At 57.8% G+C, this 23757-nt stretch carries 23 protein-coding genes; 8 read left to right on the top strand and 15 right to left on the bottom strand.

Annotated elements, in window-relative coordinates; translation table 11 throughout:
* Positions 1 to 42: 42 nt before the first annotated feature.
* Positions 43 to 471: a CBS domain-containing protein gene (locus ACWWD9_RS02485; RefSeq protein WP_013443116.1), complete on the top strand. Its 429-nt coding sequence runs from the start codon at positions 43 to 45 to the stop codon at positions 469 to 471.
* Between the two features lie 49 nt (positions 472 to 520).
* On the opposite strand, the gene ACWWD9_RS02480 is transcribed toward ACWWD9_RS02485, so the two are convergent.
* From ACWWD9_RS02480 to ACWWD9_RS02450, 7 genes are all read right to left on the bottom strand, one after another.
* A complete protein-coding gene (locus ACWWD9_RS02480; protein WP_455867622.1) occupies positions 521 to 2368 on the bottom strand; it encodes a monovalent cation:proton antiporter-2 (CPA2) family protein in 1848 nt (615 codons plus the stop codon).
* 2 nt (positions 2369 to 2370) lie between these two features.
* Complete coding sequence (locus ACWWD9_RS02475; RefSeq protein WP_455867621.1) at positions 2371 to 2967, bottom strand: NAD(P)H-dependent oxidoreductase; 597 nt, start codon at positions 2965 to 2967, stop codon at positions 2371 to 2373.
* Complete coding sequence (locus tag ACWWD9_RS02470; protein ID WP_015830929.1) at positions 2967 to 3167, bottom strand: hypothetical protein; 201 nt, start codon at positions 3165 to 3167, stop codon at positions 2967 to 2969. The genes ACWWD9_RS02475 and ACWWD9_RS02470 overlap by 1 nt, the downstream gene beginning before the upstream one ends.
* 5 nt (positions 3168 to 3172) lie before the next feature.
* Positions 3173 to 3592 (bottom strand): secondary thiamine-phosphate synthase enzyme YjbQ, encoded by a 420-nt coding sequence (locus tag ACWWD9_RS02465; RefSeq protein WP_013443120.1) that lies wholly within the window; start codon positions 3590 to 3592, stop codon positions 3173 to 3175.
* 123 nt (positions 3593 to 3715) lie between these two features.
* Positions 3716 to 4264, bottom strand: a complete 549-nt coding sequence (fae, locus tag ACWWD9_RS02460) for a formaldehyde-activating enzyme (protein ID WP_013443121.1) — start codon at positions 4262 to 4264, stop codon at positions 3716 to 3718.
* Between the two features lie 127 nt (positions 4265 to 4391).
* On the bottom strand, positions 4392 to 5099 hold the full coding sequence (locus ACWWD9_RS02455) for a type 1 glutamine amidotransferase (protein ID WP_015830930.1): 708 nt from the start codon (positions 5097 to 5099) through the stop codon (positions 4392 to 4394).
* A 155-nt stretch (positions 5100 to 5254) separates the two neighbouring features.
* Positions 5255 to 5479: a hypothetical protein gene (locus tag ACWWD9_RS02450; protein ID WP_013443123.1), complete on the bottom strand. Its 225-nt coding sequence runs from the start codon at positions 5477 to 5479 to the stop codon at positions 5255 to 5257.
* Positions 5480 to 5713: 234 nt separating this feature from the next.
* Here ACWWD9_RS02450 and ACWWD9_RS02445 point away from each other — a divergent pair, with 234 nt between their 5' ends.
* Positions 5714 to 6727, top strand: a complete 1014-nt coding sequence (locus tag ACWWD9_RS02445) for a hypothetical protein (protein ID WP_455867620.1) — start codon at positions 5714 to 5716, stop codon at positions 6725 to 6727.
* A gap of 75 nt (positions 6728 to 6802) precedes the next feature.
* A complete protein-coding gene (locus tag ACWWD9_RS02440) occupies positions 6803 to 9679 on the top strand; it encodes a DUF3857 domain-containing protein (RefSeq protein WP_455867619.1) in 2877 nt (958 codons plus the stop codon).
* A gap of 99 nt (positions 9680 to 9778) precedes the next feature.
* Here ACWWD9_RS02440 and ACWWD9_RS02435 read toward each other — a convergent pair whose 3' ends face one another.
* The 8 genes from ACWWD9_RS02435 to ACWWD9_RS02400 form a co-directional block, all read right to left on the bottom strand.
* Positions 9779 to 11113 (bottom strand): FMN-binding glutamate synthase family protein, encoded by a 1335-nt coding sequence (locus tag ACWWD9_RS02435; RefSeq protein ID WP_455867618.1) that lies wholly within the window; start codon positions 11111 to 11113, stop codon positions 9779 to 9781.
* Between the two features lies 1 nt (position 11114).
* Positions 11115 to 11807, bottom strand: a complete 693-nt coding sequence (locus ACWWD9_RS02430) for a GltB/FmdC/FwdC-like GXGXG domain-containing protein (RefSeq protein WP_013443130.1) — start codon at positions 11805 to 11807, stop codon at positions 11115 to 11117.
* Positions 11795 to 12691 (bottom strand): class II glutamine amidotransferase, encoded by an 897-nt coding sequence (locus ACWWD9_RS02425; protein WP_013443131.1) that lies wholly within the window; start codon positions 12689 to 12691, stop codon positions 11795 to 11797. The genes ACWWD9_RS02430 and ACWWD9_RS02425 overlap by 13 nt, the downstream gene beginning before the upstream one ends.
* Before the next feature lie 87 nt (positions 12692 to 12778).
* The gene (gene glnT / locus ACWWD9_RS02420; protein WP_013443132.1) at positions 12779 to 14113 is read right to left on the bottom strand and encodes a type III glutamate--ammonia ligase; all 1335 of its coding nucleotides are present in this window, start codon (positions 14111 to 14113) and stop codon (positions 12779 to 12781) included.
* A 48-nt stretch (positions 14114 to 14161) separates the two neighbouring features.
* Positions 14162 to 14821 carry a sarcosine oxidase subunit gamma gene (locus ACWWD9_RS02415; protein WP_455867617.1) on the bottom strand — a complete coding sequence of 220 codons (660 nt, stop codon included), beginning with the start codon at positions 14819 to 14821 and terminating at the stop codon, positions 14162 to 14164.
* A gap of 2 nt (positions 14822 to 14823) precedes the next feature.
* Complete coding sequence (locus tag ACWWD9_RS02410) at positions 14824 to 17724, bottom strand: 2Fe-2S iron-sulfur cluster-binding protein (protein ID WP_455867616.1); 2901 nt, start codon at positions 17722 to 17724, stop codon at positions 14824 to 14826.
* The gene (locus ACWWD9_RS02405) at positions 17721 to 17984 is read right to left on the bottom strand and encodes a sarcosine oxidase subunit delta (RefSeq protein WP_013443135.1); all 264 of its coding nucleotides are present in this window, start codon (positions 17982 to 17984) and stop codon (positions 17721 to 17723) included. Before ACWWD9_RS02405 ends, ACWWD9_RS02410 begins: the two co-directional genes overlap by 4 nt.
* A 46-nt stretch (positions 17985 to 18030) precedes the next feature.
* Positions 18031 to 19272, bottom strand: coding sequence for an FAD-dependent oxidoreductase (locus tag ACWWD9_RS02400; RefSeq protein ID WP_159355011.1), 1242 nt, complete (start codon positions 19270 to 19272; stop codon positions 18031 to 18033).
* A 214-nt stretch (positions 19273 to 19486) separates the two neighbouring features.
* On the opposite strand from ACWWD9_RS02400, the gene ACWWD9_RS02395 reads away from it, so the two are divergent.
* The 5 genes from ACWWD9_RS02395 (at position 19487) to ACWWD9_RS02375 (ending at position 23730) form a co-directional block, all read left to right on the top strand.
* Positions 19487 to 20134 carry a helix-turn-helix domain-containing protein gene (locus tag ACWWD9_RS02395; protein ID WP_013443137.1) on the top strand — a complete coding sequence of 216 codons (648 nt, stop codon included), beginning with the start codon at positions 19487 to 19489 and terminating at the stop codon, positions 20132 to 20134.
* 2 nt (positions 20135 to 20136) lie between these two features.
* The gene (locus tag ACWWD9_RS02390) at positions 20137 to 20604 is read left to right on the top strand and encodes a GNAT family N-acetyltransferase (protein ID WP_159355010.1); all 468 of its coding nucleotides are present in this window, start codon (positions 20137 to 20139) and stop codon (positions 20602 to 20604) included.
* A 268-nt stretch (positions 20605 to 20872) separates the two neighbouring features.
* A complete protein-coding gene (locus tag ACWWD9_RS02385) occupies positions 20873 to 21988 on the top strand; it encodes an MlaE family ABC transporter permease (protein WP_159355009.1) in 1116 nt (371 codons plus the stop codon).
* Positions 21985 to 22779, top strand: coding sequence for an ABC transporter ATP-binding protein (locus ACWWD9_RS02380; protein ID WP_015830937.1), 795 nt, complete (start codon positions 21985 to 21987; stop codon positions 22777 to 22779). The genes ACWWD9_RS02385 and ACWWD9_RS02380 overlap by 4 nt, the downstream gene beginning before the upstream one ends.
* Before the next feature lie 6 nt (positions 22780 to 22785).
* The gene (locus tag ACWWD9_RS02375) at positions 22786 to 23730 is read left to right on the top strand and encodes an MlaD family protein (protein ID WP_015830938.1); all 945 of its coding nucleotides are present in this window, start codon (positions 22786 to 22788) and stop codon (positions 23728 to 23730) included.
* The last annotated feature ends 27 nt before the right edge of the window (positions 23731 to 23757 follow it).

The following is a 23757-nucleotide window of genomic DNA, read 5'->3' as shown; positions in this document are numbered from 1 at the left end:
ACAGGCAGTTTAATAAGCCTTAAAAACGTTCGAGGAGGATGTATGAAAACAGTACGGCAGTTGCTGGAAGAAAAAGGTAATACCATCTTATCCGTCGGCCCCGATAGCCTGGTTTACGACGCCCTCAAGATCATGGCCGAATATCGCGTGGGTGCTCTGCTCGTGATGCGCGGACAGGCACTGGTAGGTATTTTTTCCGAGCGGGATTATGCGCGGGAAGTGGTGCTCAAGGGCAAGACCTCCAAAACCACGCCGGTCTCCGACATCATGTCGCACCAGGTGATTACGGTATCGCCAGACCAGACCGTGGATGAATGCATGAACCTGATGTCAGGCAAACGCATACGCCACTTGCCGGTGATTGAGCATGGTCAGGTGGTGGGCGTGCTGTCAATTGGCGATCTGGTCAAGGCGACCATCGAATATCAGCAATTCCTGATTCAGCAGCTGGAAAGCTACATCCAGAGCTAAGCCAGCGCCCGGGCAGAGCACCACTAGGGCTAAGCGGCTGAGATCAAACTCAGCTGCGGTCTGCCTCGGTACGCCCGAGTTGTTCCCAGCCCTGGTTGATGCGCTCACGCTTGTCGTCTCCCCCCTGCTCTTCCGTCAGGATACGAGTAAGGTCGTTGCGCATGCGCAGGCTGTTGACCACCATTTGCTGCATGTCATTGCGTATCGGATGGCTCGCCCACATCAGCTTTTCATCGTGCTGACGGAAACGCCAGGCGGTGCGGTAGGCATGAAAGCGGCTGTAGCCTAGCTCGGTCAGCACCTTTTCGCCCAGCTGCAGGGCTCCGGCAAACGTCTCCCGCACAAAATCCACTTCCAGGTCCATGTACTCAAAGGCGTAGCTGCGGTTGCGGGCACGCGCCAGTATCGTCACCTGCGGATAGTGTTTGCGTACGTAGCGCGCCGTCTCCAGCGCATCCTCGGCATTATCAATCGCCAATATCAGCAGCTTGGCCTTGGCAATGCCCGCCGCCCGCAAGACATCGGGCCGGGTGATATCACCGTAATACGCCTTGTGCCCAAACTGCCGCATCAGATCAATCTGGTTCGGGTCAAAATCAATCACGGTGGGCGGCTGGCCCACACTACTCAGCAAACGCGTGACCACCTGTCCCACGCGCCCGAAGCCGGCCACGATGACCGCGCGTTGCTCTTCAAATGCATCGTGGCTGGAAGATTTGCGGTTAAGCCGCTTGCGCAGGTAAACACCATGCGCCAGCATGAATAGCGGCGTGGTCAGCATGGAAATCGCCACCACGGAATTCAGCAGGCTGGCTGTATTGTCGGTAAAAATCCGCGCATCGGCAGCGGCATTGAAAATCACAAAGGCAAACTCGCCCACCTGCGACAAGGTCAGCGCAAACAGCAGCGCATCTTGCGACTTGTGGCCAAATGCGCGCGCCAGGCCAAACAACAACACCAACTTGAGCATGACAAACCCCAGGCCCAGGCCGAGCACCAGCCAGGGCTGCTGCATGATCAAGGGCAGGTTGACCGACATGCCGACCGCGATAAAAAACAGCCCCAGCAGCAGGCCCTTGAATGGCTCGATATCCAACTCAAGCTCCTGCCTGTATTCAGAATCCGCCAGCAGCACGCCAGCGATAAAAGCCCCCAAGCCCATGGACAAGCCAACCGAGGTCATGAGGATGGAGACGCCGATGATCAGGAACAGGGCAAAGGCGATAAAAATCTCGCGCAAGCCGGTATTGGCGATATAGCGCAGGATAGGCCGCAGCAGGTATTTGCCGCCGACAATGAGCACCACCACCAGCGCAATCGCCTTGGTAATGGCGAACCAATCCATATGAAAACCGCTAGCGGTTTCGGTGCCAGGCGCAATCACCAGCAGCAGAATCATCAGCGGAATCACCGCCAGATCCTGAAACAGCAAGACCGCAAACGCCGACCGGCCAGAGGGCTGGGCCAGCACGCCCTGTTCCGCCAGCACCTGCATGGCGATCGCGGTGGATGACATCGCCACGCCCATGCCCGCCACCAGCGCCAGACGCCAATCCAGATGCAGAAAGAGTCCAAGCGCCACCACCAGGCCTATGGTCAGCAACACCTGCAAGCCGCCCATGCCAAAAATCGGCATGCGTAACTCCAGCAGTTTATCCAGCTCGATTTCCAGCCCGATGAGAAACAGCATCATCACCACGCCGAATTCGGAAAAATGCAGCACGGTTTCAGTCTCGGCAATCAGCCCCAGCCCCCACGGGCCAATGAGAATACCGGCGATGAGATAGCCCAGCACGGAGCCCAGCCCCAGGCGTTTGGACAAGGGCACGGCCAGCACGGCGGCCCCCAGATAGACAGCGCCTTGAAGGAGCAAGGCCGGGGTATGTGCTTCCGCCATGCTTATACTCCTTCCAGGAAATCAACTTGTGGCGCATGCGCGGTATGCACTACCGGCGGCAAGTCACCATCGACCAGCGCCTGCACCCAGGCTGCATATTGCGCGGCACGTTTTTGCAGCGCAATTTCATCGAGCTGATTCACGTCCTGCGTTAAAAAAGGCTGCAAATATGGCATGCCACACAAAGTGGCGGTCTGCTCAAAAGGACGCAGCAATTCGGCAATGGAAAACTGGTTGTACGCCATGCGCTGATACACATTGGCAGCGCCACCACTGGTGATGGCATGCACCCAGGGCTTGCCGCGCAGGGCATCGCCATCATCGCCATAGGCCCAGCCAAAGGTCAGCACCGTATCCAGCCAGCTCTTCATCAGCGCCGGGCATGAATACCAGAACAGCGGATGCTGAAACACCAGCACATCATGCTCCGCCACTAGCGCCTGCTCATGCTCAACATCAATCATCTGCTCCGGATAGTGCTCATACAGATCATGCACGGTGACATCCGGCAAATCGAGCACGGCATTCAACAAGGCCCGGTTCACCCGCGAGGCCTCGGCGTAGGGATGCGAAAACAGGATGAGGACACGTTGCGCCATCAGGGAGCTTCCTTCTTGGGCATTTCCATGCGGTAGCTGTCATAGCTGCGATTGGCCGCATCCATGCAGTTCTGCCATTGAATCGGATCGGTGAACAGGCGGCACTCTGCCTGGCGGGTGGCTTGCGCGCTATCGTAGAGCTGGCGTCCGGTACAGCCAGCCAGTAGCGCAATGAGCAGCAGGCAGAGGATACGTAACATAGCCTTTACTCGCCGATGATCTTGACCAGCACGCGTTTTTTGCGGCGGCCATCAAACTCGCCGTAGAAAATCTGTTCCCACGGGCCAAAATCCAGTTGGCCTTCGGTAATCGCCACCACCACTTCGCGCCCCATCACCTGACGCTTCATGTGGGCATCGGCATTGTCTTCGCCGGTATCGTTATGGCGGTAATTGCGGATAGGCTCGTGCGGTGCCAGACGTTCCAGCCACTCTTTGTAATCGTGGTGCAGGCCGGATTCATCGTCATTGATAAACACACTGGCGGTGATATGCATGGCATTCACCAGGGCAAAGCCCTCGCGCACGCCGCTCTCGCGCAGACACTCGCGGATTTGCGGGGTGATATTGATAAAGGCAACGCGGGTGGGAGGGTTGAACCAGAGTTCTTTGCGGTAGCTTTTCATGGAAGCGCCTTTCTGCAATGGAGGATTATTCAAGCTGCATTATAGCCAGCGCTTCTGGCGAGTAAACACGCACAAGAGGCCGAAGCGGCCTCCTGCATGTGTCCAATGAGGGGAAACCGAACGCTAGATTTTGCCGTCCAGGCCCATCTGGTAGTACTTGTGCACGATCTTTTCCTGGTTTTCCAGCAGCCAGTCGATGCTGGGTTCATTGCTCATCGCTTTATGGATGGCCTGGGCTGTCGCCTTGCGGTGCAGTTCAAACAGCACCTTGTGATCAAGGTCATCCTTGTCCGCCACGCTGGGGTGCAGCCACACCGAGACAATAATGCCGATGTCGTTCACCTTGTCCTTGGGGATATCGCCATTGCGCACGGCATCCAGCACGCCATTGGCAATCGCCGCCTGCACAGTCCCCATCAGAATATTGGTGTAACGGGAGTTATCCACCGTCACCTTGCTCACCATCAATGTCGCCGGGCGTACCATCACATCGGTATTCAGAATCGCCAGCACCCGGGTGTGCCCCTTGACCTGGTCTCCCAGCAGATTGGCAAACGCCACGCCCATAGGCCCGCTCATTTCGCCAATGGCAACTTCCGGCTCGGCTGCCGTGCCTGGAGGGCCACCTGCTACCAACGCTTCACCTACCCGCATAACAATCGGATCACTCATACCCTGCTCCTTGAGATGGATTAAAAAAAGAAAGCGGGCCCGCCTTCAAGCAGGCCCGCCGATATGTGACGCATGATGTTGGATACGACGCAGGTTGCGGCGCGAAGTTGCAGCGCTATTGCGCGAGTTAGTGCTTGAGCCCGGTGATCCAGCGACTGTATACCGCACTCGCCACCTGATTGAGCGCCGCCACCTGATCGGGCGCGGCCTCCATGATGGCTTGCGGCGGTTGCACGCTGGGCTGGTGCAAGGCGGCTTCGATCTCGTGCGCGCTGGTGGTGCACCAGGTATTGACCAGGTCCACCGTCATTTCAATATGGCACTGAAAACCAATGTGTTTGCCCATGACAAATGCCTGGTTGCAGCACTGGGCATTGCCGAGCAAGGGCTTGGCATTGGGCGGCATGCTGAAGGTCTGGTAATGCCATTCAAAGGTCGTGAATTCGCGCACGCCCCCCAACCATTCCTCCGCCAGCTGTGCATCTGCCGCCTGCACCGTGTGCCAGCCGATCTCCGCGCAATGGTTATCGGTGATCTGCCCGCCCATGGCGCGCGACAGCAACTGTCCGCCCAGACAATGCCCCAGCACAGGGATATCCTGCGCCACGGCATCCTGAATAATCTCCAGCAAGGTCGGTATCCACGGCAAGGGATCATTCACGCTCATGGGGCCGCCCATCATCACCAGCCCACTATATTCGGTGATGGGCTGGGGCAAGGCATCGCCTGCATGCACGGAAATGCGGCGCCATGGGATCCCCATGCGATTCAGATAATGCGCAAAAAAGGCGGGCGTATCATTGGCGGTAAACTGGACAACGGCAACGGGCTTCATGACGAATTTCGATTTCAAAAACAGTAGGTGAATGATACACCGAAAGCATGCACGAATCGTGCCGCAGCAGGCTTGAATAAGGCTACATCGGAATATTTATCGATAAAAAATGCATCCGGGGAAGATGCATTTTTTATCCTGAGAGTAGCGAAGGCTTAGTTGATGGCGAACCGTACCTTGTGAAGATGGTAGCCCTGCTGGTCTATATCCCGGATGGCATCGGCCGCCAGTGAATCCTCACCGATCTCCACACCCGTCTTCTGCCGGATCAGCTTGGCGTAATCCGGGTCATCCACGGCAATTTTTGATACATCCGCGCCCGACAATACGGAAAGATACTTCTGACTGCTGCTGGCGCTCTGGTAGATATCGATTTTCATGTTTATCCCTCCTTGTAAGTACCGTACAAACTGCATAGCATTAGAAACGTGAAAAGCTGCCAGGTTCACATGATTTTTATGCTTTTAATCGGCCGGTCATATTCTGAATATTGCCGCGTGGTATACATAGGCGCTTCCGGTTGTCGCAGCACATAAAATAAATTCATCCATCACCAGTCACGTCATCAAACTTTAAGGGGGTAGTGCCAGGTTTGCGCCCGGTGCTGAAAAAACATGCACACATTCTTCCGTTTACTTTGCGGCCTGCTTTTACTGGCCTTGGCCGGTTGCGTTTCTGTTGGCGAACTCAAGCAGGAGCTCAACAATCGCCAATCGATGGCGACCTCGCTCGATCAACTCGACTACCGGCCCCTGGCATCGGAAGTCCCGTTGAGTATCAAGATGAACGAGCAGCAAGCCTATCTCTTCCCCAGTGGTAAAAGCTTTGCCGCCGGGCTGACCGTGCCAGATGTAAAAAACCCGCACAAGCTGGAAATCAGCACCTATCTCACCAGCAGTTACATTCCATCTGCGAGTGTGTTTGTCCCGCGTTTTCTGTTTCTGGATGCGCAGAAACAGATTGTCGGCGAGCTTGGAAAATACCGGCTGACCCGGGAGAGTGACTTCTGGAAAGGCGGCTATTTCCATGCCAGCGTCCCGATTCCCGCGTCTACATCCTTCGTCGTGATGTATACCGATGAAAACCCCGAACCGGTGCTTGGCACGATGACAGACAATGGCATTGAGCATGCGCTGCCGCATGCCCCGTCAGGCAGCGTCACCCTTACCCTGAGCAAGCCTTTTCCAGCCGATTATGATTTTTCCACGGCGGTGATCAAAGACTCCGTGCAAACCTACAGCAGCAGCAAAGCGGACTTCTTTGTCGTCTCCAGAATTCAACAGGCCGCAACCAATAACAGCCTGCAGAAAACCCTGCAGCTGAATCAGGGCCGAGGGCTGACAATGACGCCTTACCTGGTGGATCAGGAAGTGCCCACGCAAAAAGTCAGCGTACAGCTACTGGGCAGAACGCATTACGCGGCGCCGATTCTGGCACTCACCAATACGGTGTACGAGATCAAGGGCGATGTAGAATTCACACCGCAAGCCAACAAGGTTTACGTGGTAAAAGGGGTGCTGGGAGAGGACTACTCTGCCATCTGGCTGGAGGAGCAAGGCACCGGTAATATAGTGGGCAACAAGATTGAAAAGCACGGCTCCACCGCGCTTGGCTTCCTGGAAAAATAAAAATAGAAAACAACATCATGGGCATGGCCATGCGGCTGTGCCCTCTTACTGACTGAAACTGGGGAAATCACCATAATGAGCATCACCCGACTCGCCTGCGCACTTCTGATCAGCGCCCTGAGTTTTCACGGCACCGAGCTGCTTGCCGCCACCAAAAACGACAAAGCAAACAAAGCGACGACAAACGCCAACGCCATAGTCTCAGAAAGCTTTCGCTACGACATCACACCCCTTCCCAGCTTTGTTCAAACGATAAACCGGCCAGTCCAGAAATCAGCGTCTAGCGATAGCGACCAGGAATTTTTGCTGCAGGAGCGGCAAATATCCCTGCTCAACAAAACGCCGCAGCGCTATGTGCACACACAAACCACGGCTTATTCCAGCAATGCGCTTGAGTCGGTTTCGCAGGTTTATATTCAGTTCAACCCGGCCTTTGAACAATTGGCCTTGCATGCCATTCGCGTATGGCGCGATGGCAAGGCCATTGATCTGACGAAAAAGGTGAAGCTGGATCTGCTGCGCCGGGAAAGCAATCTGGAAAAAAGCATGTATGAGGGCGATGTCACCGCGATCGGCATTCTGCCGGATATTCGCGTGCAGGATATTGTGGAGCTTGAGTACACCGTCTCTGGCAGCAACCCGGTATTTGGCAACCACTACGCCGACCTGTTCTACATGATGCAGATGAAGCCTGTCAGGGAATATCGTTTCCGCATGCTATATCCCGACACTCGCCAGATAGCATGGAGGCTTCCGCCCGGCATGACCGCCAAGGAAAGCAGCCAGGCCGGCATCAAGCAGATCGACATCAGCCAGTCCAACATCAAACCTTACGTTCAGGAAGACAAAACCCCAGGCTGGTATCTCCCGCAACAACTGATCGAGATCAGTGAATACAAAAGCTGGGATGAGGTGAATCAATGGGCAAGCGGCTTGTTTGCCTATAACGCCCCGTTGAGCAGCGAGCTGCAGCAGAAAGTGCAGGAATGGCAGAACCGCAAGCTGTCGCAGGCCGAACTTGCGGTTGAAGTGCTGCGCTGGGTGCAGCAGGACATACGCTATTTCGGCATTGAAATGGGCGAAAACTCGCATCTGCCCGCCACGCCGGATGTCACTTTCAGCAGAAAGTATGGTGACTGCAAGGACAAGAGCCTGCTGCTTGCCACCATGCTGCGCGCCCTGGGGATTGAGGCACGCCCCACCCTGGCCTCCTTGTCCATGAACCGCAATGTGGAAAAAATGCTGCCCTCGCATGCGGTATTCGACCACGCCATTGTGCAGGCCGTGATAGAGGGAAAGACCTACTGGCTGGATGCTACCCGCCCCCCGCAATATGGCAAGCTATCGAACCTGAGCTTTGCCGATTATGGTTATGTGCTGGTGCTTAACAGCCCGCAATTGCTGCAGGACACGCGTCTGCCGGACACTTACGAATCGCTCTATCAGCGCAATGACAGCATCAAATTACCAAGCTTCAAAGGGGAAGCCACGCTGGTGTCTGTCTACAAGGCAACACGCAACGCCGCGGATAGCCTGCGACAAATGCATGAGCAGCTGCCTGCCGAGCAATTCAATCACGCATTTCAGGATACCCTGTTGCGCCTCTACCCCCATGCCCGCACAGATGGCAATGTGGAATACGCCGATGACCAGACCAATAACCAGGTCACCATCACGACCAGGCTCAATATTGCCGACCTGCTGAGCTATGAACCAGGCCGCCTGGTCGGTGCCTTTTATGCCACCGAAGTCGCCAGCTGGGCCGAGCTGCCACAAAACACGCAGCGCAGCGCCCCCTTCGGCCTTGCCAAGAATATGCGTGTTGTGCAGACATTTGAGCTGGAGTTTCCGCTCTCGCCTCAAATCCAGCCAGCCAAAACCAACAATAACAAGCCTGGCGAGTTTCTGAGCATGACCGCAAGCTCGAACACCACGCCACAAAAATATTCCCTCTCGCTCTCACTGAAAGCGAACAAGGAAGCCGTACCCGCGCAAAGGATCAACGACTACACCGCCGAAACCCGCAAGCTGCGTGATCAAATGGGCATGACCTACAGCATCCCCATCAACACCTATGACATGGACGATTTAAAGGCACTGCAACGGGTGATTGCACGGTTTGACCAGAAGTACGGCAGCAGCAACTCAGGCCGTGCTGCCGTGCGCAAAAAGGACCAGATCAACCTGATTGTCGTCAGCCGCGACATTGCCTCGGGCAAACTCACCAACAGCAATCTCGCCAAGGCCTACAAGCTGCGCGCCAATGCCTACGATGACAAAGGCGATAGTGCGCAGGCACTCAAGGATATTCGCATGGCGCAGCAACTGGATCCTGAGAATCCTGAATATCGCCTGTTTGAAGCCGCGACCCTGCTCGGCAATGGCGAATATCAGGCTGCCATCACCCGCTTTGCGGCACTGGCACCCAGCGAGCCGACCATGTCCATCAGCGACCAGTGGATGCTGAATCAGCAATATGCCCAAAGCCTGCTCATGAGCGGCAAACCGCAGGAAGCCAGCGAAAAATTCTCTATCGCCATCGGCCTGGCAGACAACAGCGCAGCAAAACTGCAAAGCGCCATCTGGCAATTCATTGCCAGTGGATCACCCGCAGCAGGCAAAGCCGCGCTGACATCCGTGCTGGATAGCATGCCCGACGATGACTGGCCGCGCGCCGTGGCCGAGATGCTGACTGGCAAGATCAGCCCCGACGAGCTGATTGCAAAAGCCGCCTCTACCGATATCGGTGTCAGGGAAGATCAGTATTCCGAGGCCTACTTCTACCTCGGCAAGTATTACCAGATGACCAACCAGCCAGAAAAAGCCAAGGAAGCCTTTGGCAAATGCCTGGCCCAAGGGGTCACCGAGTTTCAGGAGCATAACTTCGCCACCCTGGCGCTGGGCAAGCCCAAAACCATACGCAAAGACGAGGGTAGCGGCTTTTTTGACTAGGCCAGACCTCACAATGCCCCAATGACAAAAGCCCGCTTGCGCGGGCTTTTGATTTCACGCCACCCCGGCAGCAAGCGGTAGCTGCCGGGATGAGATGAACTAGTACTGCACCTGGCCTGGAATCCAGCTGGTGCCAGCAAGCGGCACCTTGGCCATGGCGGCGGATTCGACGGTCAATGCAACCAGGTCTTCCGGCTCCAGATTGTGCAGATGCGATTTACCGCAGGCACGGGCGATTACCTGAGCTTCCATGGTCATCACGGCCAGGTAGTTGGCGAGGCGACGGCCTGCTTTTACCGGGTCGAGACGCTTCATCAGCTCGGGATCTTGCGTGGTGATGCCTGCAGGGTCCTTGCCTTCGTGCCAATCGTCGTACGCGCCAGCGGTGGTGCCCAGGGCCTGGTATTCGCTTTCAAGGCGTGGGTCGTTGTCACCCAGCGCCACCAGCGCGGCAGTACCAATCGCTACGGCATCAGCGCCCAGGGCCAGCGCCTTGGCCACGTCGGCACCGTTACGGATACCACCGGACACAATCAGCTGCACCTTGCGGTGCATGCCCATATCCTGCAGGGCTTGCACAGCGGGACGAATGGCAGCGAGTGTGGGAATGCCGACGTGTTCGATGAACACTTCCTGCGTAGCGGCAGTACCGCCCTGCATGCCATCCAGCACCACGACATCGGCACCGGCTTTCACAGCCAGGGTGACGTCGAAGTAGGGACGAGTCGCGCCGACCTTCACGTAGATAGGTTTTTCCCAATCGGTAATTTCACGCAGCTCAGCGATCTTGATTTCCAGATCATCCGGGCCGGTCCAGTCAGGGTGACGGCAGGCAGAACGCTGGTCCACGCCCTTGGGCAGGCAGCGCATCTTGGCAACACGGTCACTGATTTTCTGGCCCAGCAGCATGCCGCCGCCGCCCGGCTTGGCGCCCTGCCCGATCACGACTTCAATCGCATCGGCCTTGCGCAGGTCGTCCGGGTTCATGCCGTAGCGCGATGGCAGGTATTGATATACCAGAATGGAAGACTGACCACGCTCTTCCGGCGTCATGCCACCGTCACCGGTAGTGGTGCTGGTGCCAACGGCGCTGGCGCCACGGCCCAGGGCCTCTTTGGCCGGGCCGGACAAGGCGCCGAAGCTCATGCCCGCAATCGTCACCGGCGTTTTCAGGTGTATCGGCTTCTTGGCGAAACGGGTGCCGAGTATAACATCGGTACCGCATTTTTCACGGTAGCCTTCCAGCGGGTAACGGCTGACCGAAGCGCCCAGGAACAGCAGATCATCAAAATGCGGCAGCTTGCGCTTGGCACCGGCACCGCGAATGTCGTAAATACCGGTCGCAGCAGCGCGGCGGATTTCAGACAGGGTGTAAGGGTCGAAGGTCGCGGAGAACCGTGGCTGCGTCTGAGGGGTTTTTGGGGTATCGCTCATATTAGTAAGCTCCTGCGTTATCGACATGGAAGTTATACAGCGTGCGGGCGGAGCCGAAGAGCTTGAAGCTGTCGGGGCTGACATCCGCATGGCCGGACTTGGCCAGCAGGTCCACCAGAATCTGGCGGGCTTCGTCATCCATCGGTTTTTCTTCGCAATCGGCACCCAGGCTCTTGACCTCGCCGCGCACAAACAGGCGGGCTTCGTACAGCGAATCGCCCAGCGCTTCGCCCGCATCGCCCAGCACCACCAGGTTACCGGCTTGTGCCATGAAGGCGGAGAAGCTGCCAACCGAACCACCGACCACGATATCGGCGCCCTTGAGCGAGATACCGCAGCGCAGGCCGGCATCGCCATCAATAATCAGCAGGCCACCTTGTGCCGTGGCACCGGCTGCGTTGGAAGCAAAGCCCTTGACGTGCACCACGCCGGACATCATGTTCTCGGCCACACCGGTGCCGGCGCTGCCGGTTACCACCACGCTGGCCAACTGGTTCATGCCTGCAGCGTAATAGCCAGCGTGACCATCAATCGTCACCTTCACATCGGACTTGAGGCCGACGGCGATATTGTGGGCGCCATTCGGGTTATCAATCACCACATGCTTGCCGTTCAATTCGGAAGCCGGGCTGTGCAGGTACTGGTTAACCTCGCGCAAAGGCGTTGCCGCCAGATCAAATTTTAGACTTTCCATACATACATCTCCTTGGGCGAAGGTTCAAACACGTGCGCATTCTTCACATCGGGCAAGTGGGCCAGCGAGCGGAACTCGGAGGCAATCGCCACGTAATCATCATGCTCGGCCACCACAGCTGGTTTGCAGGCAAACGGATCGCGGATCAGGGCCAGCTGGTCCTTGGTGCCCATCAGCAGGGTGTAGAAACCATCCAGCTCGTCAAAACCATGCTCCAGCGCGGTCTTGAGATCGTCGCCTTCACGCATGCGCCATTCCAGAAAACGACAAGCCGCTTCGGTATCGTTATCGGTTTCAAAGTCGATGCCTTCGTGCTGCAGCTTGCGGCGCAGGCTGTTGGCGTTGGACAGTGAGCCGTTGTGCACCAGGCACCAGTCACGACCAGCGGTGAATGGGTGGGCGTGGGCCGGGGTAATGGCAGACTCGGTGGCCATGCGGGTGTGGCCTACCAGATGGGTACCACTGACATGCGGCAGGTCATAACGGGCGGCCACATCGGCTGGCAGGCCGGTATCCTTGTACACATCAATCGACTGGCCAACGGACAGCATGTGAATCTGTGGATAGTGTTCCTTGATCCAGGTCTTGATGGTCGGGGTTTCCAGATGCGAGATCAGGATGGCGTGGTTGCCCTTGGTGCTGAGGCTGACCTTGCTGCCCAGGTGCGCATCAAAGTCATGCGCCAGGCCTTGCCAGTTGAAGTCCATGGTCGGGGCATACAGGCTGTACTTCAGCTCGTTGCCTGCCACAGGCGCCGTAAACACTGCCATACCGGCAGAGTCAGGGCCACGTTCTGTCATGCCGATCAGCATCGGCATCATCAGCTCGCCAATGTTGGCGCGCATGCTGGGGTTTTTAACCAGCAAACCTACAATTCCACACATGATGTTGCTCCTTTCAAATTCATTCATCAGGTGGCGGATATGCTTAACTCCGCCATGCGCTGCCGGGCAGCGCGCTCAAAGTCCAAACTAGTAAAACTGTACGTAGCGATTGATTTCCCAATCCGACACATGGCGCATGTAATCCACCCACTCCATGCGCTTCAGCTCAACGAATTCCTTGCTGAGGCCAGGGCCCATGGCATCCATGATCACCTGGTCGGCTTCCAGCGCATCCAGCGCCTCGCCCAGGTTTTGCGGCAGGATGTTAATGCCGAATTCGGCCAGCTGTTCCAGGCTGTAGTCGTAGAGGTTGTCATCACGACCGGTGCCGGGGTCAAGCTCGCGGGCCACGCCATCCAGACCTGCGGCGATCACGGCTGCGGTGGCCAGGTAAGGGTTGCAGCTGCCATCGGGCAGACGCAGTTCCAGGCGGCCGTAGGGAATACGCACCAGCGTTGAACGGTTGTTATTGCCATAGGCGATGTAGGCCGGTGCCCAGGTGGCGCCAGACAGCGAGCGGCCCACCACCAGGCGTTTGTATGAGTTGACGGTCGGGGCGCACACGGCCGCCAGCGCCGGAGCGTGGGCCAGAATGCCGCCGAGGAAGTGGTAGGCCAGCTTGGAAAGGCCAAGGCCGCTAGGGTCACTGTCGTCCTGGAACAGACTCTTTTTGCCGTCGCCGATGGACATGTGCATGTGCATGCCATTGCCCGGACGATTGCTGAACGGCTTGGGCATGAAAGAACAGATGATGCCCAGTTCATTGGCAATCTCGCTCGCCGCCATCTTGAACATGATGTAATCGTCGGCGCTCTTCAGGCAGTCGGCATAGGTGTAATTGATTTCAAACTGGCCGTTGGCATCTTCGTGGTCGATCTGGTAAATATCCAGGCCCACTTCCACCAGCGATTCGGTCAGCTTTTCCAGAAAGGGCGAGTGACGGGTAATGCCTTTGTAGTCATAACAGGGCTTTTGCAGCGTGTCGCTGTCATCAAACGGATGCACCGCACCATGCTCGTCTTTTTTCAGCAGGGAAAATTCAGGCTCCAGACCGGTGTAAAGCGTCCAGCCTTTTTCCGCCAGGCGGGCAATCTGCTGTTTCAGCACAACGCGGGTATCAAATTCGTAAGGCTTGCCATTCACATGGCCATCGCACACCAGGCGGGCATAACCCGGCTGCCAGGGGATCAGGCTCAGGGTGCTCAACTCACCAATCGCCATGTAGTCAGGGCCGTTAGGCGCAATACCCGTACCCCAGATGGCGCCACCGGCAAAGCCGGCGCCGGTAGTCAGGATATCGTTCAGATGCGAAGCAGGCACAGACTTCACCTTGGCCACGCCATGTATATCGACAAACTGCGCCAGCACGTATTTGACGTGGTGGTCTTCCAGAAACTTCTGTGCTTCTTCCAGTGACTTCATCGTGTGATCCCCTTGTAGATGCTGCAATGTTTGGTAACTTGAATATGCTTACTTGAAATAAAAGGAGAGGCCCACCGGACCGCCTCCGAATTCTTGGGCCATGGCGGTCAGTTCATGCCACAGATAGGGGCCGTAGGTGCCATCGCACCACAGGCGGTAAACCGTTTCGCCATTCAGTGTCTGGCTGAGCAGGGTGACCGAAATATTGGCGACTTGCGTCATCAGCAGGCGCTGGTTATTGGCCAGCTCGGCGGCCACATCCAGCGCGCAGACTTCGGCCAGTATCGACAGCGCATGCTGACCACTCAGCACCAGAGCGGCATCGCTGCGCGCCACCGGATAAAGCTTGGCGCCCACCGGGGCAGGGCCTTGCGCCAGACGGCTGGCGTGCCCCGCCACAAACTGGTCCTCCAGCAAGTACTCGCTATTGCCCAAACGCAGCACCAGCGTGGAATCCTGCATGAGCCAGCTGTTGGCTGCCGGTGGCAGTGTGATGCCCTGCGCGCTCAGCCATTCGGCAGCGCCTGCGCCCTTGACGGCGAAGCGGGCAAAGGCGCTGAACTCGGCGACACCGGCCAGCGCTGCCTGGGCTTGCTGGATTTGCGGGGTAGCAAATTCCAAGGCGATTTCCATGCCATTCAGGCTGCCCATGACCGGATGTGCATGGTGCTGGGCGTGGCTGACAGGAGAGGTCTGGATAAAAGTCATGATCAGGCTTCCGATTGCAGTTGAACGAATGGCGTGGCCGCAACACGGGCCATGACCAGACTGCCGCTATCTGTGCGGATATTGAAGGCAGCGCCCTCGGCGACATTGGCCGGGTCTACATAGGCAAAGCCGATAAAGCGGCCGACCGTGGGGCTGAAGGCGATGCTGGTGACGCGACCCTTGATGTTGCCGTCAGTACCAATCACCAGATTGCATTCGTTGATAGTTTCACCCTGATAACCTTCGGACAGGGTAAATGGCACCAGGCGCTTGTTAAGCGGCTTGCGGGCGATAATCTGCAGGCTGCGCTGGCCGATGAAGAAGGGCTTGGCAAACTGGATCGCACCATCGCTGCCCGCTTCAAACGGCTGGGTCAGGCCATCGGTGTCTTGGCCGATCAGGTGATTGCCCATCTCCAGGCGCAACAGGCGCTGGGTATCGGTACCAAACGGGCGCAAGCCCTCAGCCACGCCGTTTTCCAGCAGGGCATTCCATACATGCTGGGCGCTGCCAGCCGGTACGTGCATTTCAAACGCGAGGTCAGACACAAAGCCCACGCGGATCAGGCGGGCCGGAACCCCGGCAATCTCGGTATCGCATACCGCGCCAAATGGCAGGCTGGCATCGTCCAGCGGGCGCAAGGTGAGTTTGGACAAAATGCCACGCGCAGCCGGACCAGCCAGGTTGATGCCACCATAGGCACCAGTGACATTCACCAGACCGACATCCAGTTGCCAGATCTGCAGCCAGCGCTGCATTTCACGGTACACGGCAGCGGCGTTAGTGGTGCTGGCCGTGATGTAGAAATAATCCTCGGCGATGCGGCAGGCAATGCCGTCGTCGACCATCACACCGGCTTCGTCCAGCAACAGGGCATAGCGGGTACGGCCAATCTTCTGCGTCTTGAAAGACCCGGTGTAAAAGCGCTCCAGGAACTCAGCCGCATCGGGCCCGCGCACTTCCAGCTTGCCCAGCGTGCCGACGTCGATCATGCCGGCGGCTTTGCGCACGGCCAGGGCTTCTTCGTAAATGGCCTGCTGTTTTTCCAGACCGGCGCGGCGATACCAGGCCGGCCGTTTCCACACGCCGACATCGGTAAACTCGGCGCCATGCGCTTCGTGCCAGCCATGCAGCGTGGTCAGGCGATGCGGGTGCAAGCCACGTCCGGCCAGGTGACCAATCGGCGTGGGGTGGAAGAACGGACGCGCGGTGGTGGTGCCAATGCGTTCCACCGGCAACTGACGGATACGCGCCAGAATGCGGATGGCATTCATATTGGAATGCTTGCCCTGGCTAGGGCCCATGCCGACGGTGGTAAAGCGCTTCATCAGCTCGATATTGTCAAAGCCTTCCTGCGCGGCATGCACAAAATCCTTGATGCTGATGTCTTCGTCGAAGTCGACAAAATTCTTGCCCTTGGGATGCTCCACCATGGGGTAAGGATGACTGGGGCTGGCGATGTACTCGCGGTCCACGGTGACGCTGGGCACTTGCTTGCCCAGATAGGTCAGCGCTTCAGATGCCGCACGGGCACCATCCTGCAAACGTTGCGCCAGATCAAAAATCCCATTTACCTTGCCCGCGGCAAACATGCCGGCAGGCAGCTTGGCAGGCACGAACTGCTCTGCGGATTTTTCATAGCGCATGCCGGTGCCAGCCTGATAGAGCAAGGCGGCGGCGGGTGCCCAGCCTGCGCTCATGATGATGCCGTCGCAAGCTATGGTGAAACGGTCATGCAGCAGCGGCTTGGCGCTGGCTTCGTCGTAACTGCAGATCACGGCACCCTTGACGCCAAACTTGTTGGCCGCAGGCAGCACTTCATAGACACAGGCGCCGTTGTAGATGGCGACGCCACGGCTCTTGATGGCATCCACCAGGCTGCAGGGTTCACCCTCAGCCCGCAGGTCGACAATCGCCTTGACGGTGACACCGGCATCCAGCAAATCCATGGCAGCGCGGTAGCCTTGCTTGTTGGCGGCAAACACCACGGCGCTTTCGCATGGCTTGGTGGCGTAGCGGGCCAGCAGGCGCTGGGCTGCAGTTGCCAGCATCACGCCGGGCAAATCGTTATTGCGGAACACGGGAGGCTGTTCAAAGGCGCCACTGGCCACGATCACGGCTTTGGCACGCACCTTGGTAATGCCGGTGGTTTCCACGATCGGAATCAGGTGATCGGTGTAATAGCCAGCGGCATAAGCGCCGGTGCGTAGCGTGACATTCGGATACTTGGCCAGCTCGGCCAGCAGGTCGGCCAGACGCTTGGCCGACTCGTCGGAGCCGCCCAGGTCATAGCTCAGGCTGCCGCCCGCTTGCGCATTTTCATCCACGACGATGATGTTGAGGCCATGCGGAGCCGCCATCAGCGCGGCAGTGAGGCCGGTGGGGCCAGCGCCGATGATGAGCAGATCGCAATGTGTATGCAGCTTGCGCTTGAGTTCACGTGGGTAGTTGAAGTTGACCACGCCCAGGCCTGCCGACTTGCGGATGATGTTTTCCCAGAACGGGAACAGGCTGCGTGGCGTATGGAACGCCTTGTAATAAAAGCCCACGGGCAATATCGATGAAATCGCATCAATAAAGCGCTTCTTGTCGTTCTTCACGCCGCCATCGGTATTCACCACGGTCAGCTGCATGCCATCCTGCACCGGCAATACATCGCCGCGCATATTGGTATCGGTGCCATCGGCCAGCATGACGTTGACGTCATGATTGGCCAGGCTCAACACGCCACGCGGGCGGTGGTATTTGAAACTGCGACCCAGCACGGTTTCACCGGCGGCCCACAGGGCACTGCTGATGGTGTCGCCTTCATAGGCCTGGTATTTCTGGCCTTCGAAATAAAAGCTGATGGGCTTGTCGCGCTTCAGCCATTCACTGGCACGCTGAGGTAAACGCTTGCTCATGCCTTGTCCTCCTGGCCGTAAAGATAGGTGCGCGCCACCTGATCGGTCAGGGTGTTGCGCTCGGCGACAAACCAGGTGCCGCTTGGGCTGTGATACCACCATTCCTTTTTCAGGCCGGGGGCACCACTGCGGTTGTACACATAGGCAGCCCAGGCGCTATCGCTCGCCTGCGCGGGGTCAGGCATGTTGCGAATCTCGCCACCGAAGACAAACTCACTCAGGGGACGGGTTCCATTTACGGGACAAGTCAGTAATTTCAAAACAGCATCCTTAACTTAACAATTCGCCAAACAATCTGCCCCGTGCCTAGTGGCCGACGGAAGCAGCGCCCTTTTCGCCTGTCAGGTCGTAATCTTCAAACCGGCTCAAGCGGAATGGCTTGATCAGTTCGGGAGCCTGGTCGTTGGCCATGGTGGCGGCCATGGTCTTGCCGCTGATCGGCGTGGCCTTGAAGCCCCAGGTACCCCAGCCAGCATCCAGGTAAAAGCCTTCCACCGGAGTCGTGCCCATGATGGGTGAGAAGTCAGGCGTCATATCCGCCATGCCTGCCCACTGGCGCACGATCTTCACGTTGGAAAGGAAAGGGAACATATCGAGCATGTGCGAGGTGAGACCCTCGACGAAATCCAGCGAAGAGCGCGTGGAATGCACTTCATAAGGATCCAGCGAAGAGCCCATGACCAGCTCGCCGCGCGAAGACTGGCTGACATACACATGCAGGCTGCCGGAGACCAGAATCGTGTCCAGCCAGGGCTTCATTGGCTCGCTGACACAGGCTTGCAGCGGATGAATGACGATGGGCGTATCGACGCCCGCCATATTGGTGATGCGCGGGGTAAACCCGGCCACAGCCGACAGCACCTTGTTGGTGGCGATATAGCCACGGCTGGTGTGCACGCCCTTGATCTTGCCGGACTGGATGTCGAGGCCGGTCACTTCGGTATTCTGGAAAATTTCCACGCCCATGCTGTCTGCACCGCGGGCATAGCCCCAGGCCACGGCATCGTGACGAGCAATCGAGCCTGGTCCGTGGTACAGCGCGCCCAGAATAGGCGCCTTGCCGCTACAGCTGATATCCAGCTGCGGGCAGGCACGGGAAATATCATCCGGCCCCACCACATAGCTATCAACGCCCACATGCTTGTTCACCTCGGCACGCCAGCGCATGGTGCGCAGTGCAGATTCGGTGTGCGCCAGGGTGAAGTGGCCGCGGGTGGAGTAGAACAGGTTGATGTCCAGCTCTTCGGACAAGCCTTCATATATCTTGACGCTGGCGTCGTAAAAATTGACGCCTTCCGGTGTCAGGTAATTGGAACGCACGATGGTGGTATTGCGGCCGGTATTGCCGCCGCCGATATAGCCTTTTTCCAGCACTGCCACATTGGTAATGCCATGGTCCTTGGCCAGGTAATAGGCCGCTGCCAGGCCGTGGCCGCCGCCACCAATAATCACGGCGTCATAGCTTTTCTTGGGCTCGGTACAGTCCCGGAAAAAGCGGGGGGCCGGGTGCTTTCGGCTCAGGGCGTATTTCAGCAGTCTTAAGGGCATCGATTGTCTCCATTGCTCATGCTGTACATAAGCAATAAATATTCCTGTTTAATAACTTTGTTTACTGTGGTGAAACATTTGTTGCTATTTAAGCATTCCCGGAATTTCGCCGTCAACAGTTTTTTGCAACTTTTTTTCTTCACAGGAAACTTATCGTGGCTAGCCCCCTGTTTTTCTTGTACACTGAACCCTGATTTGCAACCCCGGAGAGCCCATGGCAACCCCATCCAATACTGCTTCCGCCGACATTGCGCCGGTGATGAGCGACAGCGACGCCCGGTCGCTGGGTCGCCATCTGGGCAACGTCATACGCCAGATTCGCCTGCAGCATGGCCTGACCATTGCGGATATTTCCGAGCGCGCCAGCATCAGTCGCGGCATGTTGAGCAAGATAGAAAACGGTCTGGTGTCCACCAGCCTGGAAACACTGGAACAGATTGCCAATGCGCTGGGCGTGACGCTGTCGCGGCTATTTCGCGACTACAACATCCAGACCAGCAGCGCCCAGCTGGTGAAGCACGGCCAGGGCATGGAAGTGGTGCGCCGTGGCACCAAACGTGGGCACACCTACCACCTGCTGGCCTATGATCAGGGCCCGAAAAAAACCTTCGAGCCCTTCCTGATTACCCTGGAAGATCCGGGCGAAGAATTCCCGCCCTTCGAGCACAGCGGCACCGAGTTCATCCACATGCTGGAAGGCGAAGTCGAATACAAGGTGGGCAATGAGACCTTTCTGCTGCAGCCCGGTGATTCACTGACCTTTCGCGGTGAACAGCCACACCGCCCCGAGCGGCTGGTGAGCGCACCAGTGAAGTTTCTCTCCATCATCCATCACGATTTCCCTGACACGCCGGAGGAATAGGCATGCAGCTGCAAGCAACCAGCATTTCTATTGATAACGCCGTCGCCGCTGACATCCCCACGCTATGCCTGCTGCTGGAAGACCTGTTCGGCATAGAAGCTGATTTTGAAGCGGACACCGAAGCCCAGCGGCGCGGGCTTGCCATGCTGATTGCAGCGCCGGATCGCGGCATTATCAAAGTGGCCCGCACCGCCGAAGGCAAGGTGATCGGCATGGTCAGTGCGCAGCTCATCATCTCCACCGCCCAGGGCACGCCTGCCGCCTGGCTGGAAGACATGATCGTGGACAAGGACTATCGCCATGCCGGCATCGGCCGCACCCTGCTCGATGCCGTATTGCAATGGTGCAAGGATCAGGGCGTCACCCGCGCGCAAATCCTGGTCGATACTGAAAACACGCCCGCCGTGGGTTATTACCAGCATCTTGGCTGGCAACCCACCCAGCTGCAGGCGCGCCGCATGTTTCTGTAAGCGCCCTGTTTTCAGCCGTCCGGGTTCCATCCCGCCTCTGCCCCGCCATGTAGGACAATCCCGACTTGTCGCCCTCTGCCAAGTCGGGCATTGTTGAGCTCATCATATTGAATCAGTGTCACTGTTGAACCAGTGTCGCTTGCGGCCTGTCCCTTGAGTGAGGCAATCACTTCACCCGCCGGATGCCAGACAACAACAAGACACATCTCCACCTGTATACGTTTTGCAAGGCGACATCCCGCTTTCGGGGCGTTCGCAAGGGGTAAACATGGCAGCTGCCAGTTTCGAAATTGATCAGGATGCAAAAGGCCGTCGTCGCGTGCGTCTGCTGGGGCAATGGTCCCTGCGCGCGCTGGACAACGACTTTGCCGAACTCAAACAGGCTTTGCAGCCTTTCTTCTCTGATCCCTTTACGCAATGGGATCTGCTCGCCACCGAGCAACTGGACACGGCGGGCGCGACCATCCTGCTGAACGGCTGGGAGGGCAAGCTGGATGCCCGCATGCAGGTAACGGAGGAGCAGCGCGCCCTGTTCACCACACTGCAGGGATTGCGCGTGCCAGCACGCACCGGCTCCCACATCGACTGGGCGTTTCCACTGGTAGCGACGGGCGAGCTGGTCATGAAATTTGCCCAACATTTGACCGATTTCGTGCAGCTGATCGGCCTGTTGCTGCTGGAAATGCTCTATCTGGTACGTCGCCCATCGGCGTTTCCCTGGCGCGAATTCATGGCCAATATCTACAAGAGTGGTGTCACGGCATTGCCGGTGACCGGCCTGCTGGGCTTCATGATCGGTGTTGCCATGAGTTACCTGATGTCGTCGCAACTGCGCACCTTTGGCGCGGACATTTTCATCGTCAACATTCTGGGCCTGAGCATGATCCGCGAGCTGGGGCCCATCCTGATGGCGATTCTGGTGGCAGGTCGCTCAGGCTCCGCCATGACCGCGCAGATAGGCGTGATGCGGGTGACCGAGGAAATCGACGCGCTGACCACCATGGGTGTATCGCGCATCTTGCGCATTGTGCTGCCCAAGGTACTCGGGCTGACCTTTGTCGCCCCATTTCTAGTGTTGTGGACCTCCTTCTGGGGGCTGGCGGGCGGAGCGCTTTCGGCCAATACCGAGCTGGGCCTGAGCTTTCGTTTCTTTTTTGACTATCTGCCCATGGTGGTGGAGCCGGTCAACCTGACGCTGAGCCTGTTCAAAGGCCTGCTGTTTGGCTTTGTGGTGACACTGGTGGCCTGCCACTTCGGCCTGCGCATCATGCCGAATACCGAAAGCCTGAGCGCCAGCACCACCAGCTCGGTGGTGACCGCCATTACGTCCGTCATCCTGCTGGATGCGGCATTTGCCATTTTGACGAGTGGAATTGGAGTATGAGCGAAACCCCGAATAACATCCCCAGCCCGCCACCCGCGCCGCCAGTATGCGAAGCGCGTAATGTCTGGACCGAATTTGGCGATGTGGTGATACATCGCGACCTCAATCTGGTGATGGAGCGCGGCGAGATCATGGCCCTGGTCGGCGGCTCCGGCAGTGGCAAGACTACCCTGCTGCGCCATATTGTCGGGCTGACCGAACCGTCACGCGGCGATATTCTGCTGTTTGGCGAAAACCTTCACGCGCTGGAGCGCGAGCGTCGGCAACGCCTGATGACGCGCCTGGGCATGCTGTTTCAGCAGGGCGCGCTGTTTTCGGCATTGTCGGTATTCGACAATATTGCCTTCCCCCTGCGCGAGCTGAAGCAGTTTGACGAAGACACCATACACACCCTGGTCATGCACAAGCTGACCCTGGTGGAGCTGGAGCCGCAGCATGCCAGCCTGCTGCCCGCCCAGCTTTCCGGCGGCATGATCAAACGCGTGGGCCTGGCACGCGCCCTGGCGCTGGAGCCTGAGCTGCTGGTGCTGGACGAACCCACCGCCGGGCTGGACCCCGACCGCAGCAGCAAATTCGTCGCCCTGATCAAGCAGATCAAGCAAACACTGGGGCTCACCGTGCTTTTCGTCACCCACGATATCGACACCCTGATCGCCATGAGTGACCGCGTGGCCGTGCTGGCGGACAAGCACATCATCACCGCCTGCTCGCTGCAAGCATTGGGTGAAGTCGACCACCCCTTCGTTACCAACTTCTTTCAGGGCATACATGCCCGCATGGAAAGGTCTTAATCAACCATGGAAAATCGCTCGCACGCCATTGCTGTCGGCCTGTTTACCCTGATTCTGGGGCTCGCGGCCATCTTCGCCTTCTGGTGGCTTTCCGGGTCGCGCGAAGAAAAAACGCATTACACCATCAACTCCAATCGCCCGGTCAGCGGCCTCAACCCGGAAGCCTCGGTGAAGTTTCGCGGCGTGGAAGTCGGCAAGGTGTTGCATATCTCGCTGGATGACAACACGCAGAATGACATTCATGTCGAGATTGAAGTCACCAAAACCCTGCAACTGAGCAAGGCCGCCTATGCCGAGCTGCGCCTGCAAGGCGTGACCGGCCTCGCGTATATCGACCTCAATGATGACGGCAGCAGCCAGCAGCGACTGGGGCCGGATGACACCATTCCGCTACGCCCTTCGTTCGTGGACCGCTTTACCGAGCATGCGCCAGAGATCATCGAGCAGGTGGAAACCCTGGTGAAAAGCAGCAGCCAGCTCGCCGCCACCGCACATGAGATGGTGCAGAAGATAGACACCGACCAACTCAACCGCACCATTGCCAATCTGGAAAAAGCCTCGGCGCAGCTGGAGCCGCTGCTGCGCACCAGCACCGCCACCATGAACCGGCTGGGCAGCTTTGCCTCCGAACGCAATCGCCAGCAACTGGAAAGCACGCTGCAAAGCCTGCAGCAAACCTCAGACGCCGTACGCCCGCTGATGGATACCCTGGGCCAAAGTGCACGTGATTTCAGCAGCATGACAGGCACGCTCACGCAAAGCAGCCAGCAACTCAGCGACAGTCTGCAGCAAGACACCTTGCCGCGCCTGAATGCACTAACCGACAGCCTGCAGCGCGATTCCCAGCAGTTTGAGCAATTGATGGAAACGCTGGAAGACCACCCGCAAAGCCTGCTGCTGGGCAAGCCCAAAGCCCAGCCCGGCCCCGGCGAAGCTGGCTTCAAGCCTTAACCCCGACAAGGACAAATGAGGAACTGA

The organism is Methylovorus sp. SPW-M1 (assembly GCF_053848825.1).
The sequence above is the reverse complement of the archived record's forward strand: the minus strand, read 5'-3'. Positions and strand labels throughout refer to the sequence as shown.

Coding starts and splice junctions, on each gene's coding strand:
- ACWWD9_RS02485 (WP_013443116.1), top strand. CDS start 43: ATGAAAACAGTACGGCAGTTGCTGGAAGAAAAAGGTAATACCATCTTA.
- ACWWD9_RS02480 (WP_455867622.1), bottom strand. CDS start 2,368: ATGGCGGAAGCACATACCCCGGCCTTGCTCCTTCAAGGCGCTGTCTAT.
- ACWWD9_RS02475 (WP_455867621.1), bottom strand. CDS start 2,967: ATGGCGCAACGTGTCCTCATCCTGTTTTCGCATCCCTACGCCGAGGCC.
- ACWWD9_RS02470 (WP_015830929.1), bottom strand. CDS start 3,167: ATGTTACGTATCCTCTGCCTGCTGCTCATTGCGCTACTGGCTGGCTGT.
- ACWWD9_RS02465 (WP_013443120.1), bottom strand. CDS start 3,592: ATGAAAAGCTACCGCAAAGAACTCTGGTTCAACCCTCCCACCCGCGTT.
- fae (WP_013443121.1), bottom strand. CDS start 4,264: ATGAGTGATCCGATTGTTATGCGGGTAGGTGAAGCGTTGGTAGCAGGT.
- ACWWD9_RS02455 (WP_015830930.1), bottom strand. CDS start 5,099: ATGAAGCCCGTTGCCGTTGTCCAGTTTACCGCCAATGATACGCCCGCC.
- ACWWD9_RS02450 (WP_013443123.1), bottom strand. CDS start 5,479: ATGAAAATCGATATCTACCAGAGCGCCAGCAGCAGTCAGAAGTATCTT.
- ACWWD9_RS02445 (WP_455867620.1), top strand. CDS start 5,714: ATGCACACATTCTTCCGTTTACTTTGCGGCCTGCTTTTACTGGCCTTG.
- ACWWD9_RS02440 (WP_455867619.1), top strand. CDS start 6,803: ATGAGCATCACCCGACTCGCCTGCGCACTTCTGATCAGCGCCCTGAGT.
- ACWWD9_RS02435 (WP_455867618.1), bottom strand. CDS start 11,113: ATGAGCGATACCCCAAAAACCCCTCAGACGCAGCCACGGTTCTCCGCG.
- ACWWD9_RS02430 (WP_013443130.1), bottom strand. CDS start 11,807: ATGGAAAGTCTAAAATTTGATCTGGCGGCAACGCCTTTGCGCGAGGTT.
- ACWWD9_RS02425 (WP_013443131.1), bottom strand. CDS start 12,691: ATGTGTGGAATTGTAGGTTTGCTGGTTAAAAACCCCAGCATGCGCGCC.
- glnT (WP_013443132.1), bottom strand. CDS start 14,113: ATGAAGTCACTGGAAGAAGCACAGAAGTTTCTGGAAGACCACCACGTC.
- ACWWD9_RS02415 (WP_455867617.1), bottom strand. CDS start 14,821: ATGACTTTTATCCAGACCTCTCCTGTCAGCCACGCCCAGCACCATGCA.
- ACWWD9_RS02410 (WP_455867616.1), bottom strand. CDS start 17,724: ATGAGCAAGCGTTTACCTCAGCGTGCCAGTGAATGGCTGAAGCGCGAC.
- ACWWD9_RS02400 (WP_159355011.1), bottom strand. CDS start 19,272: ATGCCCTTAAGACTGCTGAAATACGCCCTGAGCCGAAAGCACCCGGCC.
- ACWWD9_RS02395 (WP_013443137.1), top strand. CDS start 19,487: ATGGCAACCCCATCCAATACTGCTTCCGCCGACATTGCGCCGGTGATG.
- ACWWD9_RS02390 (WP_159355010.1), top strand. CDS start 20,137: ATGCAGCTGCAAGCAACCAGCATTTCTATTGATAACGCCGTCGCCGCT.
- ACWWD9_RS02385 (WP_159355009.1), top strand. CDS start 20,873: ATGGCAGCTGCCAGTTTCGAAATTGATCAGGATGCAAAAGGCCGTCGT.
- ACWWD9_RS02380 (WP_015830937.1), top strand. CDS start 21,985: ATGAGCGAAACCCCGAATAACATCCCCAGCCCGCCACCCGCGCCGCCA.
- ACWWD9_RS02375 (WP_015830938.1), top strand. CDS start 22,786: ATGGAAAATCGCTCGCACGCCATTGCTGTCGGCCTGTTTACCCTGATT.